Here is an 18,604-nt window from a genome sequence, read left to right as displayed (position 1 = left end):
GCCGTTGGCTCCTGTTTTTTTATGTTATGAAGATTCGTGCTGTTCAGCGGCACTCTTTGATGCGAGAAGCCCGTCGGCGCGGAACATACTCTTAATGCCCCTCACCGCCTGACGAATACGGTCGCTGTTTTCAATCAGCGCGAACCGTACATGGGTATCGCCATAATCACCGAAGCCAATGCCCGGCGAGACGCAGACTTTCGCGTCCTGCAACAGCTTTTTGGCAAACTCCAGTGACCCCATCGCCGCGTAAGGCTCAGGGATTTTTGCCCAGACATACATTGACGCTTTCGGCATTTCCACCATCCAGCCAGCCTCATGCAGCCCTTTAACCAGCACATCGCGACGGCGTTTATACTGGGCGGCAATATCATGAACACACTGCTGATCGCCTTCCAGCGCGGCGATAGCGGCCACCTGCAATGGGGTAAAGGTGCCGTAATCGTGGTAACTCTTAATACGCGCCAGTGCACTCACCAGCGTTTTGTTACCCACCATAAAGCCAATACGCCACCCCGCCATGTTGTAGCTTTTCGACAGGGTAAAGAACTCCACCGCCACATCACGTGCGCCCGGAACCTGCATGATGGAAGGCGCTTTCCAGCCGTCGTACACAATATCGGCGTAGGCTAAGTCATGTACGACCAGCACGTCATAACGCTTCGCCAGCGCGACCACTTTCTCGAAGAAATCGAGCTCCACGCACTGCGCCGTTGGGTTCGACGGGAAACCGAGGATCATCATCTTCGGTTTCGGATAACTTTCACGAATCGCACGTTCCAGCTCGTTAAAGAAATCGACCCCTTCCACCAGCGGCACAGAGCGAACCTGCGCGCCGGCAATCACCGCGCCGTAAATATGGATGGGGTAACTAGGATTGGGCACCAGCACCGTATCACCGTGATCCAGCGTAGCCAGCATCAGGTGCGCCAGCCCCTCTTTCGAGCCAATGGTGACAATGGCTTCACTTTCCGGATCGATATCAACCTGATAGCGATCCTGATACCAGCGGGAGATCGCACGACGTAATCGAGGAATGCCGCGAGACGTGGAGTAACCGTGCGTATCCGGGCGCTGGGCGACCGTGCAGAGTTTCTCAACGATATGCGCAGGCGTTGGGCCGTCAGGGTTACCCATGCTGAAATCAATAATGTCTTCGCCGCGACGACGCGCAGCCATCTTCAGTTCAGCAGTGATATTGAAAACATAAGGGGGGAGACGATCGATACGCGTAAAACGGCGTTCAGGACTGAATTCAGCCATAGATTCCTCAGAATAACGTTAGCGCCCGGACCGTCCGAGCGACGCTGCCACCGATGTGGCGTGTTTAGAAAATAACCTGAAAAAAAACATGCTGTCGAGGGGGAACGCAAAAAAAAGATGTTGCGTTAAAAACGGGAACCCTCTGATACCGAAAGCGGAAGCGTTCCTGCTCATTACGCAATTTTAACACCCAGTATTTAACATGATGATATCAAAGCCGTTACCTTGACGTTCTCCATGAGTAAAAAATCTGGAATCTTCAGGAACTCGCCTGCAATCCCCTTTGAAGATTATGGTTTTTCCTCATTTGATAAACCCGACGGATAGCTGGTCAACAGGCGTCAGGTTTTTTATCATTAGGCTTTCCTCTTTTCGCTGGTCGACTCGTGCACGAAATATTCGATATGCTGCTGGCGGTTTTTGACCGTGCGGCATTAATGCTGATTTGCCTGTTTTTCCTCATTCGCATTCGCCTGTTTCGCGAACTGTTGCACAAGTCCGCCCACTCGGCAAAAGAGCTGCTGGCCGTTACCGCCATCTTTTCACTGTTCGCCCTGTTCAGTACCTGGTCCGGAGTGCCGGTAGAAGGGTCGCTGGTTAACGTGCGGGTTATTGCCGTGATGTCCGGCGGGATCTTGTTTGGCCCCTGGGTGGGCATTATTACCGGCCTGATTGCCGGGACACATCGTTACCTGATAGATATTGGCGGCGTGACGGCGGTGCCCTGTTTTATCACCAGCATCATTGCCGGTGTCCTTTCTGGCTGGATTAACCGCAAAATACCGAAAAAACAGCACTGGCGCGCCGGGATCATCGCGGGCATGCTGTGCGAAACGCTGACCATGGTTCTGGTGGTCGTCTGGGCCCCTACTATCGCGCTGGGGCTGGATATTGTCTCTAAGATCGGTATTCCGATGATCCTCGGCAGCGTCTGCATCGGTTTTATCGTGCTGCTGGTACAAAGCGTCGAAGGGGAGAAAGAGGCCAGCGCCGCACGTCAGGCCAAGCTGGCGCTCGACATCGCCAACAAAACGCTGCCGCTCTTCCGCCATGTTAATGCTGAATCCTTACGGCAGGTCTGCGACATTATCCGTCGCGATATTCATGCCGATGCCGTCGCCATTACCAATATCGATCATGTCCTGGCCTATGTTGGCGTGGGTGAGCATAACTATCAGGACAGCGATGACACCATCAGCCCGACCACCCGACAGGCGATCAATTACGGTAAAATCATCATTAAAAACAATGATGAAGCCCACAGAACCCCGGAAATCCACTCCATGCTGGTGATCCCGCTGTGGGAGAAAGGCGTGGTAACGGGAACCCTGAAAATTTACTACTGCCACGCGCACCAGATCACCTCCTCCCTGCAGGAGATGGCCATCGGGCTGTCGCAGATTATCTCTACCCAGCTGGAGGTCTCCCGTGCGGAACAGCTGCGCGAGATGGCAAATAAGGCAGAGCTGCGCGCGCTGCAGAGTAAAATTAATCCTCATTTTCTGTTCAATGCGTTGAATGCTATCTCCTCTTCCATTCGTTTGAACCCGGATACCGCGCGTCAGCTCATTTTCAATCTGTCGCGCTACCTGCGCTACAACATCGAGCTGAAAGACGACGAGCAGATCGACATTAAAAAAGAGCTTTATCAGATCAAGGATTACATTGCGATTGAGCAGGCGCGCTTTGGCGACAAACTGACGGTCATTTACGATATTGATGAAGAGGTCAACTGTGTGATCCCAAGCCTGCTGATCCAGCCGCTGGTTGAAAACGCCATCGTCCACGGGATCCAGCCGTGTAAAGGGAAAGGGGTGGTGACCATCAGCGTGACCGAAAGCGGCAACCGCGTGCGGATTGCCGTGCGCGATACCGGCCACGGAATTGATCCTAAAGTCATTGAGCGCGTTGAGGCCAACGAGATGCCGGGGAATAAGATTGGGCTGCTGAATGTCCACCACCGGGTCAAGCTCCTGTACGGCGACGGGCTGCATATTAAGCGCCTTGAACCGGGCACCGAGATCGCCTTTTATATCCCGAACGAACGCTCTCCCGTTCATGCATCAACGTCCCTGTTACCTTAAGCCGGAGTAACCGATGAAAGTGATCATTGTAGAAGATGAGTTTCTGGCTCAACAGGAGCTGAGCTGGCTTATCAAAACGCACAGTCAGATGGAGATTGTGGGCACGTTTGACGATGGCCTGGACGTGCTGAAGTTTTTACAGCATAACCGCGTTGATGCCATTTTTCTTGATATCAACATTCCGTCGCTGGATGGCGTATTACTGGCGCAAAACATCAATCAGTTTGCCCATAAACCGTTCATTGTTTTCGTCACCGCCTGGAAAGAGCACGCCGTTGAAGCCTTCGAACTGGAGGCGTTTGACTATATCCTCAAGCCTTACCAGGAGTCGCGCATCATCACCATGCTGCAAAAGCTGGAGGCCGCGTGGCAACAGCAAACCGCGCCTGTCACCGCAAGCCCGACAGTACGTGAGAATGACACCATCAATCTGGTGAAGGATGAACGTATCATCGTGACGCCGGTTAACGATATCTATTATGCCGAAGCCCATGAAAAGATGACGTTTGTCTATACGCGGCGGGAATCGTACGTGATGGCGATGAACATTACCGAGTTTTGCAGCAAGCTGCCGACAGCGCATTTCTTTCGCTGTCACCGATCGTTTTGCGTGAATTTAAACAAGATCCGCGAGATCGAGCCGTGGTTTAACAACACCTACATTTTGCGCCTGAAGGATCTTGATTTTCAGGTACCAGTGAGCCGCAGCAAGGTCAAAGAGTTCCGACAGTTAATGCATCTGTAAATCCCCTCTCCCGCAAGAGAGGGGCTGGGTTTTAGAGGATCTGGCCGAGCACCTGACGCAGGTGGGCGCCCGAGCCAAGTAAACCCGGGTTGTCGTGCACAATCAGGTAAACAGGAATGTCCTGCACGTAGCTTTTAAAACGTCCTTTGTCTTCAAACCCACCGCGGAAGCCTGACGCTTTGAAGAACTCCAGGAAGCGCGGCACAATGCCACCGGCAATGTAAACGCCACCGAAGGTGCCGAGCGTAAGCGCCAGGTTGCCACCAAAACGCCCCATGATCACGCAGAACAGCGACAGTGCGCGACGGCAGTCGATGCAACTGTCTGCCAGTGCGCGCTCGGTCACGTCTTTCGGCTGCAGATTTTCCGGCAGACGGCCGTCAGATTTCACAATCGCCCGATACAAATTCACCAGCCCAGGACCGGAAAGCACGCGCTCAGCCGACACGTGGCCGATCTCAGCGCGTAGCTCTTCCAGAATAATGCCCTCTTCTTCGCTGTTCGGTGCAAAGTCCACGTGGCCACCTTCACCCGGCAGACTCACCCAGCGCTTATCGACATGCACCAGATGCGAAACGCCCAGACCCGTACCGGCACCGTAAACGGCAATCGGCTTGCCTTCTACCGGTGCGGTACCGCCAAACTGAGTCAGGTGCTCTGGCTTCAGCATGGGGATAGCCATCGACACCGCCGTAAAGTCGTTGATGATTTCCAGATGTGCAAAGCCGAGGTTTTTTTTCATCTCGGCGATGGAAAATGCCCAGGTATGGTTGGTCATCGCGACCCAGTCGCCGGTAATCGGGCAGGCAATAGCAATACAGCCATCGTCAACGCTGACCTTGTGCTCTTCCAGATAGACGCGGACAACGGCCTCAAGGCTGGGGTAATCCAGGCCTGAATAGGTTTTCGCCCGGGAAATTTCACCGCTACTTACATCGCATAATGCCAGGCGCGCGTTCGTGCCGCCCACATCTCCTACCAAAGCATACTTTGTCATTCTTCTACTGCTCCGCTAAAGTCAGAATAAATCTTTGGAACACTGTAAATTCAAGGCGTGATAACAACAACGACCGGAAGGTGAATGCCCCGGGATTATCGATCTTCGTCACAGAATAACTTTACCGTTTCAGCACCTTTTGCACTATTGCCACAATGCTGATTGTGCAAAGTAACGTAATACCTTTTTGTACAAGGAAATTATCATGCTCCACCCGCGAGCCAGAACCATGCTGTTGCTGGCAATCCCGGCCTTAATTATTGGTATTGTCTCAAGCCTGGTACTTATCGTCGTGATGAAAGTCGCCTCGGTGGTGCAAACGATGTTATGGACAGCGCTTCCGGCTCAAATGGGTATCAACGTTGATTCGCCGGCGTGGATCATTATGATGCTGACCCTCACGGGCGTTGCGGTGGGTCTGGTGATCCGCTTTAGCCCAGGGCATGCCGGGCCGGATCCGGCGCTAGAACCGCTGATTGGTGCCCCGGTCGCACCTGCAGCGCTGCCTGGGCTCATTATCGCGTTAATTATTGGTCTGGCGGGCGGCGTTAGCCTGGGGCCAGAGCATCCCATCATGGCGGTCAATATTGGCCTGGCGGTATTTCTCGGTTCACGCATTTTGCCCCGGGTCGGAGCCCTGGACTGGACGATTCTGGCGTCTGCAGGCACCATCGGCGCACTCTTCGGCACGCCGGTCGCGGCCGCGCTGATCTTCTCGCAAACGCTCTCCAGCAATAACGACGTCCCGCTCTGGGATAAACTCTTTGCGCCACTGATGGCCGCCGCGGCCGGCGCACTCACCACCAGCCTGTTTTTCAATCCGCACTTCTCGCTCTCCCTTCCCCACTACGGCCAGATGCAGATAGCCGATATCTTTAGCGGTGCGGTTGTGGTCGCTATTGCCATTGCGCTGGGGATGATCGCGGTCTGGTGTCTGCCGCGTCTGCACCGCCAGGTGCATAAGCTCAAACATCCGGTATTGATCCTCGGCGTCGGGGGGTTGATGCTCGGCATTCTGGGGGCCATCGGCGGTAAGGTCACGCTGTTTAAAGGTCTGGATGAGATGCAGCAGCTGGCCTTCAGTCAGGTGTTTAACGTGTCCGATTATCTGCTGTTTGCGCTGATAAAGCTGGCGGCACTGGTGGTGGCGGCAGCGTGCGGTTTTCGTGGCGGACGGATTTTCCCGGCGGTCTTTGTCGGCGTCGCGCTGGGGTTGATGCTGCATGAACATGTGGATGCAGTGCCGGCGGCGATTACTGTCTCCTGCTCTATTCTGGGGCTGGTATTGGTGGTGACGCGCGATGCCTGGCTGAGCCTGTTTATGGCCGCAGTGGTGGTTCCGGATACCACCCTCATCCCGTTACTTTGCATCGTGATGTTGCCCGCCTGGCTCCTGCTGGCGGGCAAACCGATGTTGATGGCCTGGCGTAACGACAAGTGATCAGGCGCTGTTACGCGCCTCCAGCGCTTTGGTAATCGCCCCCAGCAGCGGCGGGATATCCGCCTTTGGTAGCATCACCTCAATCAGCGAAAGCCGTTCGTGGTGCGCCACTTTTTCGAGCACGTCCGCCAGCTGTTCCGTTTCACTGACCCGCCAGCATTGCGCCTGAGGATCCAGGCTCAGTGCCTGCGGGATTTGGGTCCAGTTCCATAAAGCAATGTCGTTATAGCGCTGTTCCGGTCCGTGGATGGCTCTCTCTACCGTGTACCCTTCGTTGTTAAGCACCAGGATGATGGGGTGCTGTTTATCACGCAGCATCGATCCCATTTCCTGAATGGTCAGTTGGGCGGCACCGTCACCGGTGAGTACAATCACGCGCCGGTTCGGGCAGGCGGTTTGCGCACCAAACGCCGCGGCCAGGGTATAACCAATGGAGCCCCACAGCGGCTGGACGATGAAATTCACGTCTGCAGGCAGACGCAGATCAATCGCCCCGAAGGCCGAAGTGCCCTGGTCGGCAAGAATGATGTCACCCGGGCGAATAAAGGTTTGCAGCGTGCTCCAGAAATTCTCCTGGGTGAGTGAGCCCTCCGTCTGCGGGTAGGCCATCGCGCTCTGAGACAACGGTACAGGCGTATCGTGCACGTGTTGTTTGCACAGATCCATCAGCGTCTCAATCGCCTGAAGCATCGGGATCCCGGTAAACCAGACATCACCGACGCGGGCGGCATGCGGCTGAACTTCTATCGTTTGCGCCGGGGTTAACTGATGCGTGAAGCCGGCGGTCAGCGTATCGGTAAATCGTGTCCCGATGCACAACACCGTATCTGCGCCTTCAATCGCCTCTTTTACCGCGCCAGCACTCGCCGAGCCACTGTACGTACCGTAAAAACCGGCCTGCCGTTCATCGAATATTCCTTTGCCCATCAGCATGGTGGCGTGTGCCATCGGCACCTCTTTCACCCATTTTTGCAGCGCATGTTTATGACCGTGGCGCAGGACAAGGAAATCGGCCAACAGCGCAGTACGTTTGCTCGTTTTCAGCCTGCTCTCGGCGGCATCACGGAACGCTTTCAGGCAGGCATTATCGCCATGAACCGGTTTGAGAGTGAGAGCGCTTACAGGCGGCGTAGCCGATTTTTTAGCCACATCGGCAGGCAACATCAGGTAGCCGGGACGGCGCTCCCGCAGCATGGTGGTGAGCACTCTGTCGATTTCGTAGCAGGCATTTTGTTCGGTCAGGATCGCCTGTGCGACCGTGATCGGTTCACTCATATGGTAGAAGTGGCGGAACTCACCATCACCCAGCGTGTGGTGCAGCAACTCCCCTTTTTGCTGTGAGGCCGTACCCGGTGCCCCCACAATATGTAACACCGGAACATGTTCGGCAAAGCTGCCGGCCATGCCGTTCATGGCACTTAACTCCCCTACGCCAAATGTTGTCAGCAGCGCAGCAAAGCCCTTACATCGGGCATATCCGTCAGCGGCATAAGATGCGTTTAGCTCATTAGCACAGCCCACCCAACAGATATCCGGGCTGTCGATGACATGGTCGAGAAACTGCAGGTTATAGTCGCCCGGCACGCCAAACAGATGATCGGCACCACAATCTGTAAGACGGTCCAGCAGGTAATCGGCGACGCAGTATGGGGTTCGCATAACAGGTGTCCTTCTGACGTTGACCTCACTTTGAGTATTAAATAAGCGTGATGGCTGTCCAGAAATGACAGAAAGAAGGTCATGGAAAGAATGCTTTACAAAAACGGCTGCGCTATGCTCTTTTTTTTCGCATGAGTGTAAACGTATACACGGTTATTTCTTTTTAGCGCCAGAGGTCATGAGCATGAGTTATCAGCCAGATAAAAACCGTTATCAGACAATGCTGTATCGTCGCTGTGGGCAAAGTGGCGTTAAATTACCCGCCATCTCTCTTGGGCTCTGGCACAACTTCGGTGACGCCACGCTTATCGAAAACAGCCGTCAACTTTTACAGCGTGCGTTTGATCTTGGTATCACACACTTCGACCTTGCCAATAACTATGGTCCGCCTCCCGGTTCCGCCGAGCGCAATTTCGGCCGCATTTTGCAGGAAGATTTTCTGCCGTGGCGCGATGAACTGATCATCTCGACGAAAGCGGGCTACACCATGTGGGACGGCCCTTACGGTGACTGGGGATCGCGCAAATATCTCATCGCAAGCCTGAATCAAAGTCTGAAACGTATGGGGCTGGAGTATGTCGATATCTTCTACCACCACCGTCCTGACCCGGAAACGCCGCTGCAGGAGACAATGAAAGCGCTTGACCATCTGGTGCGTCAGGGGAAAGCCCTGTATGTCGGCCTATCCAATTACCCTGCGGCGCTGGCGCGTCAGGCTATCGACATCCTCAATGACCTTGGCACACCATGTCTGATCCATCAGCCGAAATACTCTATGTTTGAACGTGCGCCGGAAGCGGGTTTGCTGGACGTTTTGCAGGAAAAAGGGGTCGGCTGCATTCCGTTCTCGCCGCTGGCGGGCGGGCAACTGACCGATCGTTATCTGAACGGCATTCCGGCAGACTCCCGTGCCGCGAGCGGGAGCAAGTTCCTGAATCCGGATCAGATAACCCAGGAGAAACTGGAAAAAGTCAGAAGACTGAACGCGCTGGCAGAAAGCCGGGGACAGAAGCTGTCTCAGATGGCGCTGGCCTGGATTTTACGCCACGAGGCGGTAACTTCCGTACTGATTGGCGCCAGTAAAACCGGGCAAATAGACGATGCAGTGGGCATGCTGGAGAACCGCCATTTCACGGCGGAAGAGCTGACCACCATTGACGGGATCCTGAATAGCGCAAAATAAATCCTATTTTAGCAAAAAGTGCTATCACGTCTGAATTCGGAGTTGAGGCGATGAAACGAGCCTTTACCAACTCGTAAAATTGCGTTAACAGGCCCAACAAGGCCCCGATCGTGAAGGAGAAGAGTATGTTCAGGTCACTGATTCTTGCAGCGGTATTACTGGCTTCGGCCCCGCTGGTCGCCACTGCTGGCGAAATCACCCTGTTGCCATCAGTAAAATTACAAATTGGCGATCGTGACGACTACGGCAGATACTGGGACGGTGGCTACTGGCGCGACCGTGACTACTGGCACCGTCACTATGAGTGGCGCGGCGACCGCTGGTGGAAACATGATAATGGTTTGCACCGCGGCTGGTATAAAAACAACGCCTACGAGCGTGGTTATCGCGAAGGCTGGAACGACCGTGATGACCGCCGTGGCGGCTGGGATCGCGGCGGTAAAGGTCGCGGTGGACATGGCCACGGCCACGGCCACGGCCGACACTAATCATAAAAAAGGAGCCTCCCGGCTCCTTTTTCTTTTATAACCCCAATGCCGTGCCTATCAGTAACCACAGGTTCAGCATCACTACCACGACCACGATAGCCCATCCGATCCGTTTCACCATCGTAGTGTTAACCAGTTCGCCCATCAGGTCTTTGTTGCTGGTAAAAATCAGCAGCGGCACCAGCGCAAGTGCGATCCCAAAGCTCAGCAGCACCTGGCTCATGACCAGAATGCGTGTTGGGTCCAGCCCCATCAGGATCACCACAAATGACGGCAACATCGTGACGGCACGACGCACCCACAGCGGGATATGGAAACGAACGAACCCTTGCATGACCACCTGCCCGGCCAGTGTTCCCACCACCGTGGAGGAGAGACCTGCCGCCACCAGGCTTAGACCAAATATGGTCGCAGCTGCATGGCTCAATAACGGCTCCAGCGTCAGATAGGCCTGGTCGAGATCGGCAATACCGGTGTGGCCATTAAAGTGGAAAGCGGCGGCGGCAGTAGCCATCATCGCCAGATTCACAAAACCGGCAATCGTCATGGCGATAGCCACATCCCATTTGGTTGCCGAATAGCGCTCTTTACGCGTCCCACCGTGCAGGTGCTGGGTTAACGAGGAGTGAAGGTAAATCACATGCGGCATGATGGTCGCCCCCAGTACCCCGGCGGCGAGGAACACGGCTTCAGAGGTCGGCAGACTCGGGATCACCATCCCTTTACCGAGCTGCGCCAGGTTAGGCTGTGAGAAAATCAGTTCAACAATATAGGCCGCAGCGACAAACAGCAGCAGGCCGCCAATGACTTTTTCCAGCGGTTTTTGCCCCCGACGCTGCAGCATCAGAATCAGGAAGGTGGCGATACCGGTCAGCACGGCCCCTTGCAACAGCGATACCCCGAGGATCAGTTTGAAACCAATTGCCGCACCGATGAATTCGGCGAGGTCAGTTGCCATCGCGATGATTTCAGCCTGGATCCAGTACAGCCATACGGCAGGACGCGGATAGTGATCGCGGATCTGCTCGGCCAGGTTTTTACCGGTAGCTATCCCCAGTTTGGCCGAGAGCATTTGAATCAGCATGGCCATCAGATTAGCCCAGACAACGACCCACAGCAGTTTATAGCCGAAGCTGGCCCCGGCCTGAATGTTGGTCGCAAAGTTACCTGGATCGATATAACCAATGGCAGCAATGAACGCAGGTCCCATTAATGCGAACCGCAACTTGCGTGCTGCTCTGCCACTGCTACCCTCAACGCGACTGTTTGTCATTTCTGCCTCTGAAATATAGCCTTTGCTATGTTTAATGCTATCAAAATGAGAATGATTATCAAGATTATTTGTAAAGCTTACGGTGATTTCTCTGATAGCTTTGAACGATAGACGGGCGGGTAAGCGGAGGACGATCTAACAGAAACCGAAATCGCGCGCTCTTTTGTGAAGACTAGCACACAAACTTAACTTTTCACTCATTTACCTAACATAACGAAAATGTATTGTGGATCACTATTTTTGAGACTCGTCACAGGATGTAACTATAGTGTGTCCTTGATCTCGTTTTCTTTTCGCTTGTTACATAGAATGTGCACGAAAATTAAACCTGCCTCATATTTGGAGCAAATATGGACCGCGTCCTTCACTTTGTCCTGGCACTCGTTGTCGTTACTGCGCTTGCGTTACTGGTCAGCCATGACCGTAAAAAAATCCGCATTCGCTTTGTTGTTCAGCTTCTCGTTATTGAAGTTTTACTCGCGTGGTTCTTCCTGAACTCCAACGTGGGGCTTGGCTTCGTAAAAGGCTTCTCCGAAATGTTCGAAAAACTGCTCGGATTCGCCAATGAAGGGACTAACTTTGTCTTCGGTAAAATGAACGACGAAGGTCTGGCGTTCTTCTTCCTGAAAGTACTTTGCCCAATCGTCTTCATCTCTGCGCTAATCGGTATTCTGCAACACATTCGTGTTCTGCCGATTGTGATCCGTGCCATTGGTACCGTACTCTCCAAAGTTAACGGAATGGGTAAACTGGAATCGTTCAACGCCGTCAGCTCCCTGATTCTGGGCCAGTCTGAGAACTTTATCGCGTATAAAGATATTCTCGGTAAGATGTCCCGTAACCGTATGTACACCATGGCCGCAACAGCAATGTCTACCGTCTCCATGTCAATCGTGGGTGCGTATATGACCATGCTGGAGCCAAAATACGTGGTTGCTGCTCTGGTACTGAACATGTTCAGCACCTTTATCGTGCTGTCACTGATCAACCCGTACCGTGTTGAGGAAGGCGAAGAGAACCTGCAGATGGCGAATCTGCACGAAGGTCAGAGCTTCTTCGAAATGCTGGGTGAATATATTCTGGCGGGCTTCAAAGTGGCGATTATCGTTGCCGCCATGCTGATCGGCTTCATCGCTCTGATTTCTGCCCTGAACGCCCTGTTCGCCGCGGTGCTGGGGATCTCCTTCCAGGGCATCCTGGGCTACATCTTCTACCCTGTTGCCTGGGTGATGGGTGTACCTGCTCACGAAGCGCTGCAGGTGGGCAGTATCATGGCAACCAAACTGGTTTCTAACGAATTCGTTGCGATGATGGATCTGCAGAAAATTGCCAGCACGCTCTCTCCACGTGCTGAAGGCATCCTGTCCGTGTTCCTGGTTTCCTTCGCGAACTTCTCGTCCATCGGTATTATCGCCGGTGCGATTAAAGGTCTGAACGAAGAACAGGGTAACGTCGTTTCTCGCTTCGGTCTGAAACTGGTTTACGGCTCAACGCTGGTGAGCGTACTGTCTGCCTCTATCGCAGCACTGGTACTGTAACGCGTCGCGTTAAATAAGAACCGGGAGCCTGGCTCCCGGTTTTTTTATGCCTGAAGTGCGTCAAGCGGCGTCGGTTTACCTATCAGGTATCCCTGCAGGTAATCCACTCCGAAGCGCAGCAGCATGTCCCGTTGCTCCGGCGTCTCCACATACTCAGCCACCACACTCAGTGATTTTGTTTTCGCCAGATTACAAATCGACTGCACAATCATCGCGTCCATGTCATCGGTACAGATATCTTTAACAAAACAGCCATCAATTTTAATGATATCCGCCTGAAGGCGTCTGAGTCGTTCGTAGTTGGCATAACCGGTGCCAAAGTCATCAATCGCGATACGGAAGCCGTGATCCCGCAGTTGCTGGAGATTTTTGATGCTGCTTCCTGAGTTCGAGAATGCCTGCTCTTCGGTGATCTCCAGAACAACAGCCTGAGGTGCGATGCCATAGCGTTCAAACAACGCGCTTATCTCCGTCGCCACCTCTTTTTGCATCAGCGTCAGCGGCATCAGATTGACAGAAAAACGGGCGCCAGCCTGGGTGGCAGGATTGTCACGTAACCACACCAGTAATTTTTCCAGTACGCACATATCAAAGCGATGGCTCAGGTTAAACTGGGCAATCAACGGGATAAAACGGTCAGGCGTGATAATCTCGCCCTCACTTTCCATCCGCGCCAGTATTTCGTAGTAGCCGCTACCGTCCGCTTTCTGGATAGGCTGGGCGTATAAATGAAACTGACCGGCATCGAGGGCATGTTTGATACGCGCTAGCATCAGTACCCGATCGGTGGTTTGTCCCGACGCGGCTTCCAGGCTATTGGTAAGCGCAAGTACGTTGTGTGCGCCGCACGACTGCTCGGCCAGCCAGCTGAGTTGGCCCAGCGTATGGTGCAGTCTCTCGCCGTTTTCGACCATTCCCCATGACGCGCCGAATTCAATATCCAGACCCGTGTTGTTCCAGTAAATTTTACGACTGTTTAGCTGATCAACCATATGTTGCAGCCGTTCAGCGGTTTCTGGCCCCAGCAATACCACGACCAGTTCGCTTCCAGGCAGCTGGAAGAGCTTCTCATCTTTGTGTAACAGAGGTTGCAGCGACATGGTCACGCTGCGTTTGCAATGCACGCGCATGAGAATGCCGTAGTGGCGGCTTAAAAACTCGAGGTTGTCCATCCGCAGACAACAGACCTTCGCATCCGGATGGAGAGGAAGAAACTCCTCCAGTGCGCGAATGTTGGGTAAACCGGTCAGCGGATCGGTAAGCGCCCTGTCCTGCCAGCCCTGCTTCAGCCAGTTACTTCGCTGGTAGATCCGCGACATGTAAAGCAGACAGATAGCGAAAGAGATAAGCACGGACAGGATGAAAGAGAGTGAATGTCCTGATTCCACGCCTGTGAGGAAGTTGTAGTTATAGCTCAACAGCAGAAGCGCGGACGCCGCCCAGAACAAAGAGATGAGCGCATAGCTGAGGCGACTGATACCTAACGTAAAGAGAATAAAAATCACTGGCATCAAATAGCCTGCAATAACAGGAGACTCAAAAGGCGCACATAAAATTGCAAGGATGAAAATTAAAAGCGACAGCCAGATGAATATATACAATGATTTTTTGTGAAAAAACACCGGCTTCACACTCCGCAGCCAGAAGATCATGGCATAGCGGGGATTAATTATCATTCTTAATGGATAATAGAACATCATGGTAAAAATCAACGCCGCGCATATCAGGCTTTGAATATCAACGATGTTGTAAATTGCGGTGCCTTCGCCGAAGAACGTGGAGATAGTAACGGGAAAATCAAATAAATAACCAGCCAGATACATCGACACTTTAATGCCTATCGGCACCATAAAGCCCAGCCAGAATATACGCAGCCCGATGTGTTTGTTCGGCACGCAGTAGCGCCAGCGCTTGCCCAGCACAAGGCGGAGGACGCCACAGGCGGCAAAGACTGAAAACGTCTGACAGAACAATAATACTGAATATTGTAGTGGTGCTAAATTAATATTGAATATATTAGCAATAGTAAAACTTACCAGAATGGGAATGATCGCCCGACGCCCAAATAACAGGATCACGGCCAGCATAACGCTTAACGGCAACCATGCCAGATAAACATCATGACCATTTACGATAGCCCGTGGCGAAATATAACGGGAAAATGGCACTGTAATCAGACACAGTGCCAGAGCAATCATAAATATCTTTACATTATTGTAAGTTTTTCTATTCATTAAAGGTGGGTAATCTATTTTACCATTCAAATCATTGACCGGATGGATAATAGGTTTATTAATTGCGCGAATCAAGTTGAAGTCTATTTATAGACTCGTTTATTGTGATGGATTGAGGTGAGGTATAGAAATACCTCTAATTTGGCAACAAAAGTCATGGAAAGTGATTACAAACGCATAAAAAAACCCCCGTCTTTCGACGAGGGTTTAAATTTTGGTGGAGCTAAGCGGGATCGAACCGCTGACCTCTTGCATGCCATGCAAGCGCTCTCCCAGCTGAGCTATAGCCCCACATGTTACTTTACTTACCCTACTCTGTTGGGTTCAGAGTTTGGTGGAGCTAAGCGGGATCGAACCGCTGACCTCTTGCATGCCATGCAAGCGCTCTCCCAGCTGAGCTATAGCCCCATCGTAAAGCTGTCATGTTGACGGGCGGCATAATATGAATTCCGCTGCGGAGTGTCAACGGCAAAATCAATAGCCGCTGTTCAATCGCCGAAAAATCATGCAAATGAATCACTTTGCGAGCCGCCTCGCAGTCAGAAGTTAATCCTGTCACGTTTTCACCTAAAACGGTGCTATAAAATGAACCGTTAATTAACCCCACAAATATTCAGGAAATTGCATGATCAAGGAACGTATGACGCCAGAGGAGTTGGCCCTTCTCACTGGCTATAGCCGACAGACCATCAATAAATGGGTACGCAAAGAGGGTTGGATTACATCGCCGAAACCAGGAGTACAGGGCGGGAAAGCGCGCCTGGTACATGTGAACGAGAAAGTGCGTGATTTTATCCGCAGCGCGCGCCGGGCAACGGAAACATCTGATATGCCAGAAAGCGCTTTGCTGAACGGTTCACTTCACACTTTACTCCTGACGCTGGCGAATGAAATGACGCCGGAAGAGCAAAAGCAGATGACATCATTGTTACTGCGGGAAGGGATTACCGGATTGTTGCAACGTTTAGGGATTCGCGACCATAACTGATATGAAAAGATTACGCAGTAAGATGACCACGGAAGAGCTGGCGAACAGTCTGGGCGTGGCCAGACAAACCGTTAACCGCTGGATCCGTCAGCAGGGCTGGAAAACGGAAGGGATCAACGGCGTAAAAGGCGGTCGGGCGCGGCTGATTCATATTGATGCTCGCGTGAAGGAGCACATTATGAGCCTCCCGGCCATTCGTAACCGTCAGGCGGTTTACCATCTGGCGGAAGTCACGTCCCTGTATGGCGAGTCAGCATCGTCGAATCTGCTTCCCCAGATCGTCAACACGCTGGAAAATATGACCCGGCTTGAACAGGAGCGTCTTGACGCGTTATTAAAACGCGAAGGTATAAGCGGTTTTCTGACGCGCCTTGGTATTGCAGAATTGCACGCATAAAAAAACGGCAGGTCACCCTGCCGTTTTCGCATTTCAGCTTGAATTACTGCTGGTTTTCGCGTTCAGCGATAAAGCCCAGCGCCTTGTTAATGCGCGCCACGCTGCGTGATTTACCAATCGCGTGAACGGTAACATCCAGCGCCGGAGACTGGCCCGCACCGGTCACCGCTACGCGCAATGGCATCCCGACTTTACCCATGCCCACTTCCAGTTCATCAGCGGTTGCCTGAATCGCGTGATGGACATTTTCAGCGGTCCATTCTGTAATCGCGGCCAGTTTGTCACGCACCACTTCCAGCGGTTGACGCGCAACAGGACGCAGGTGTTTTTTGGCCGCGTCAGCGTCGAACTCATCAAACTCTTCATAGAAGTAGCGGCAGCTTTCAGCGATCTCTTTCAGCGTTTTGCAACGCTCGCCGAGCAGTTTCACCAGATCCGCCAGCTCCGGACCGGTGCGGGTATCAATATTTGCCTGCTCAATATGCCACTGCAGGTATGTCGCCACATATTCTGGCGGCATGGTATTGATGTAATGGTGGTTCAGCCACAGCAGTTTGTCGGTGTTGAACGCGCTCGCCGACTTGCTCACAGAGCTCAGAGAGAACAGATTGATCATCTCTTCACGGCTGAAGATCTCCTGGTCGCCGTGAGCCCAGCCCAGACGCACCAGATAGTTCAGCAGCGCTTCCGGCAGGTAGCCGTCGTCGCGGTACTGCATCACGCTTACCGCACCGTGGCGTTTAGACAATTTTTTACCGTCGTCACCGTTGATCATAGAGACGTGCGCGTAGACAGGCACAGGGGCGTTCAGCGCTTTCAGAATGTTGATCTGGCGCGGGGTGTTGTTGATATGGTCTTCACCACGGACAACGTGGGTAATTTCCATATCCCAGTCGTCAACCACCACACAGAAGTTATAGGTTGGAGAACCGTCGGTACGGCGGATGATCAGATCGTCCAGCTCCTGGTTGCTGAATTCAATCGGGCCACGGATCTGATCGTCAAAAATAACAGAGCCATCCTGCGGGTTAGCAAAACGCACCACGCAAGGCTCATCAGCGGCATGCTCACTGTGGTCGTGGCGGCAACGGCCGTCATAACGCGGCTTTTCACCGTTCGCCATCTGCTCTTCACGCAGCGCATCCAGACGCTCTTTGGAGCAATAGCACTTGTACGCCGTACCCGCGACCAGCATCTCGTCAATCACTGCGTTATAACGGTCAAAACGTTTGGTCTGGAAGTAAGGGCCTTCATCCCACTCCAGATTCAGCCAGTTCATCCCATCCATAATGGCTTCAATTGCTTCCGGCGTGGAGCGCTCGAGATCGGTGTCTTCGATACGCAGCACAAACTCACCTTTGTTGTGGCGTGCAAAAAGCCAGGAATAGAGAGCAGTACGTGCACCACCCACGTGCAGATAGCCTGTCGGGCTGGGCGCGAAGCGAGTTTTGATTTTCATGAAATGGCCTTACGTTATAAAGATGCCGGCAATCGGCAAATCCCGGGGAAAAAACAATGGGCAATATTCTATCACTGTGGGGCGATTCCTCAATGTTGTTCCCTTTATCGTGACCAGGTTTGCGATTTTTGTTTAGAAATCATGCGCCACAGCCCGTTTCGCGATCGTTTTGTTTAATTTTACGACGAACGAATAAAAACTTTAGAAAATGCGTTGACTCATTTTCAACTCTCCCTATAATGCGACTCCACACAGCGGGGGTGATTAGCTCAGTTGGTAGAGCATCTCCTTTACACGGAGGGGGTCGGCGGTTCGAGCCCGTCATCACCCACCATCTACTTCACGTAGACTCGCAGTGTAGATAAGTATTGAGATTGGGCGATTAGCTCAGTTGGTAGAGCATCTCCTTTACACGGAGGGGGTCGGCGGTTCGAGCCCGTCATCGCCCACCATTCTCACCTTATCGCAGCAGTTCCGAAATGGGCGATTAGCTCAGTTGGTAGAGCATCTCCTTTACACGGAGGGGGTCGGCGGTTCGAGCCCGTCATCGCCCACCATTTCGGGTCGTTAGCTCAGTTGGTAGAGCAGTTGACTTTTAATCAATTGGTCGCAGGTTCGAATCCTGCACGACCCACCAATGTAAAAAAGCGCCCTAAAGGCGCTTTTTTGCTATCTGCGATATGGATGATTCGAACCTGCTGCAGGTTCGAGCCGAACAAAGTGAGGCAACGGAGCCGTTTACGGCGACGGCCCGAAGGGCGAACGAAGCGAGTCATCCTGCACGACCCACCAATGTAAAAAAGCGCCCTAAAGGCGCTTTTTTGCTATCTGCGATAAAAACGCCCCGTCACATAT

At 52.8% G+C, this 18,604-nt stretch carries 14 protein-coding genes, 6 tRNA genes and 1 other RNA gene; 13 read left to right on the top strand and 8 right to left on the bottom strand.

From position 1 onward, the window contains the following. Positions 1 to 24: 24 nt before the first annotated feature. Positions 25 to 1,263, bottom strand: a complete 1,239-nt coding sequence (alaC, locus tag ACTJJI_RS07585; RefSeq protein ID WP_014832810.1) for an alanine transaminase — start codon at positions 1,261 to 1,263, stop codon at positions 25 to 27. Between the two features lie 386 nt (positions 1,264 to 1,649). On the opposite strand from alaC, the gene ACTJJI_RS07580 reads away from it, so the two are divergent. Together ACTJJI_RS07580 and ACTJJI_RS07575 are read left to right on the top strand one after the other, a co-directional pair. Further along, on the top strand, positions 1,650 to 3,347 hold the full coding sequence (locus tag ACTJJI_RS07580) for a sensor histidine kinase (protein WP_050861136.1): 1,698 nt from the start codon (positions 1,650 to 1,652) through the stop codon (positions 3,345 to 3,347). 13 nt (positions 3,348 to 3,360) lie between these two features. Continuing rightward, on the top strand, positions 3,361 to 4,092 hold the full coding sequence (locus tag ACTJJI_RS07575; RefSeq protein ID WP_014832811.1) for a LytR/AlgR family response regulator transcription factor: 732 nt from the start codon (positions 3,361 to 3,363) through the stop codon (positions 4,090 to 4,092). Positions 4,093 to 4,123: 31 nt separating this feature from the next. Here the strand turns inward: ACTJJI_RS07575 and glk are convergent, their stop codons facing one another. Continuing rightward, complete coding sequence (glk, locus tag ACTJJI_RS07570; protein ID WP_014832812.1) at positions 4,124 to 5,089, bottom strand: glucokinase; 966 nt, start codon at positions 5,087 to 5,089, stop codon at positions 4,124 to 4,126. Between the two features lie 205 nt (positions 5,090 to 5,294). Between glk and ACTJJI_RS07565 the strand changes: the two genes are divergently transcribed. Beyond that, on the top strand, positions 5,295 to 6,530 hold the full coding sequence (locus ACTJJI_RS07565) for an ion channel protein (RefSeq protein ID WP_334751879.1): 1,236 nt from the start codon (positions 5,295 to 5,297) through the stop codon (positions 6,528 to 6,530). Here ACTJJI_RS07565 and ipdC read toward each other — a convergent pair whose 3' ends face one another. Next, positions 6,531 to 8,189, bottom strand: a complete 1,659-nt coding sequence (gene ipdC / locus ACTJJI_RS07560) for an indolepyruvate decarboxylase (protein ID WP_046888253.1) — start codon at positions 8,187 to 8,189, stop codon at positions 6,531 to 6,533. A gap of 184 nt (positions 8,190 to 8,373) precedes the next feature. On the opposite strand from ipdC, the gene ACTJJI_RS07555 reads away from it, so the two are divergent. Both ACTJJI_RS07555 and ACTJJI_RS07550 read left to right on the top strand, forming a co-directional pair. Continuing rightward, entirely contained in the window at positions 8,374 to 9,372 is a 999-nt protein-coding gene (locus ACTJJI_RS07555; RefSeq protein WP_063411684.1) for an aldo/keto reductase, read from the top strand. A 125-nt stretch (positions 9,373 to 9,497) separates the two neighbouring features. Further along, positions 9,498 to 9,860 carry a DUF2502 domain-containing protein gene (locus tag ACTJJI_RS07550; protein WP_050861133.1) on the top strand — a complete coding sequence of 121 codons (363 nt, stop codon included), beginning with the start codon at positions 9,498 to 9,500 and terminating at the stop codon, positions 9,858 to 9,860. 34 nt (positions 9,861 to 9,894) lie between these two features. Here the strand turns inward: ACTJJI_RS07550 and ACTJJI_RS07545 are convergent, their stop codons facing one another. Then, positions 9,895 to 11,133 (bottom strand): Nramp family divalent metal transporter, encoded by a 1,239-nt coding sequence (locus ACTJJI_RS07545; protein ID WP_194515733.1) that lies wholly within the window; start codon positions 11,131 to 11,133, stop codon positions 9,895 to 9,897. 350 nt (positions 11,134 to 11,483) lie between these two features. Here ACTJJI_RS07545 and ACTJJI_RS07540 point away from each other — a divergent pair, with 350 nt between their 5' ends. Then, positions 11,484 to 12,671, top strand: coding sequence for a NupC/NupG family nucleoside CNT transporter (locus ACTJJI_RS07540; protein ID WP_013098187.1), 1,188 nt, complete (start codon positions 11,484 to 11,486; stop codon positions 12,669 to 12,671). A gap of 44 nt (positions 12,672 to 12,715) precedes the next feature. Here the strand turns inward: ACTJJI_RS07540 and ACTJJI_RS07535 are convergent, their stop codons facing one another. The 3 genes from ACTJJI_RS07535 to ACTJJI_RS07525 all read right to left on the bottom strand — a co-directional run bounded on the left by ACTJJI_RS07535 (position 12,716) and on the right by ACTJJI_RS07525 (position 15,313). Beyond that, positions 12,716 to 14,905 (bottom strand): EAL domain-containing protein, encoded by a 2,190-nt coding sequence (locus ACTJJI_RS07535; RefSeq protein ID WP_440653576.1) that lies wholly within the window; start codon positions 14,903 to 14,905, stop codon positions 12,716 to 12,718. Positions 14,906 to 15,120: 215 nt separating this feature from the next. Next, positions 15,121 to 15,196, bottom strand: a tRNA-Ala gene (locus ACTJJI_RS07530). Positions 15,197 to 15,237: 41 nt separating this feature from the next. After that, positions 15,238 to 15,313 (bottom strand) — tRNA-Ala (locus tag ACTJJI_RS07525). Between the two features lie 217 nt (positions 15,314 to 15,530). Here ACTJJI_RS07525 and ACTJJI_RS07520 point away from each other — a divergent pair. Both ACTJJI_RS07520 and ACTJJI_RS07515 read left to right on the top strand, forming a co-directional pair. After that, positions 15,531 to 15,893 (top strand): YfeC-like transcriptional regulator, encoded by a 363-nt coding sequence (locus ACTJJI_RS07520; protein WP_014832818.1) that lies wholly within the window; start codon positions 15,531 to 15,533, stop codon positions 15,891 to 15,893. 1 nt (position 15,894) lies between these two features. Continuing rightward, positions 15,895 to 16,290 (top strand): YfeC-like transcriptional regulator, encoded by a 396-nt coding sequence (locus tag ACTJJI_RS07515; protein WP_050861131.1) that lies wholly within the window; start codon positions 15,895 to 15,897, stop codon positions 16,288 to 16,290. 43 nt (positions 16,291 to 16,333) lie between these two features. On the opposite strand, the gene gltX is transcribed toward ACTJJI_RS07515, so the two are convergent. Next, positions 16,334 to 17,749, bottom strand: a complete 1,416-nt coding sequence (gene gltX, locus ACTJJI_RS07510; protein ID WP_014832820.1) for a glutamate--tRNA ligase — start codon at positions 17,747 to 17,749, stop codon at positions 16,334 to 16,336. Positions 17,750 to 18,007: 258 nt separating this feature from the next. Between gltX and ACTJJI_RS07505 the strand changes: the two genes are divergently transcribed. From ACTJJI_RS07505 to ACTJJI_RS07485, 5 genes are all read left to right on the top strand, one after another. Then, positions 18,008 to 18,083, top strand: a tRNA-Val gene (locus tag ACTJJI_RS07505). A gap of 42 nt (positions 18,084 to 18,125) precedes the next feature. Next, positions 18,126 to 18,201: transfer RNA gene (locus ACTJJI_RS07500), tRNA-Val, on the top strand. 29 nt (positions 18,202 to 18,230) lie between these two features. Beyond that, positions 18,231 to 18,306: transfer RNA gene (locus tag ACTJJI_RS07495), tRNA-Val, on the top strand. A 4-nt stretch (positions 18,307 to 18,310) separates the two neighbouring features. Continuing rightward, a tRNA-Lys gene (locus tag ACTJJI_RS07490) sits at positions 18,311 to 18,386 on the top strand. Positions 18,387 to 18,415: 29 nt separating this feature from the next. Further along, positions 18,416 to 18,541, top strand: a non-coding RNA gene (locus ACTJJI_RS07485) — RtT sRNA. The last annotated feature ends 63 nt before the right edge of the window (positions 18,542 to 18,604 follow it).

This window comes from Enterobacter sp. 22466 (genome assembly GCF_052044775.1).
GTDB classification, from domain to species: domain Bacteria; phylum Pseudomonadota; class Gammaproteobacteria; order Enterobacterales; family Enterobacteriaceae; genus Enterobacter; species Enterobacter dissolvens.
The sequence above is the reverse complement of the archived record's forward strand: the minus strand, read 5'-3'. Positions and strand labels throughout refer to the sequence as shown.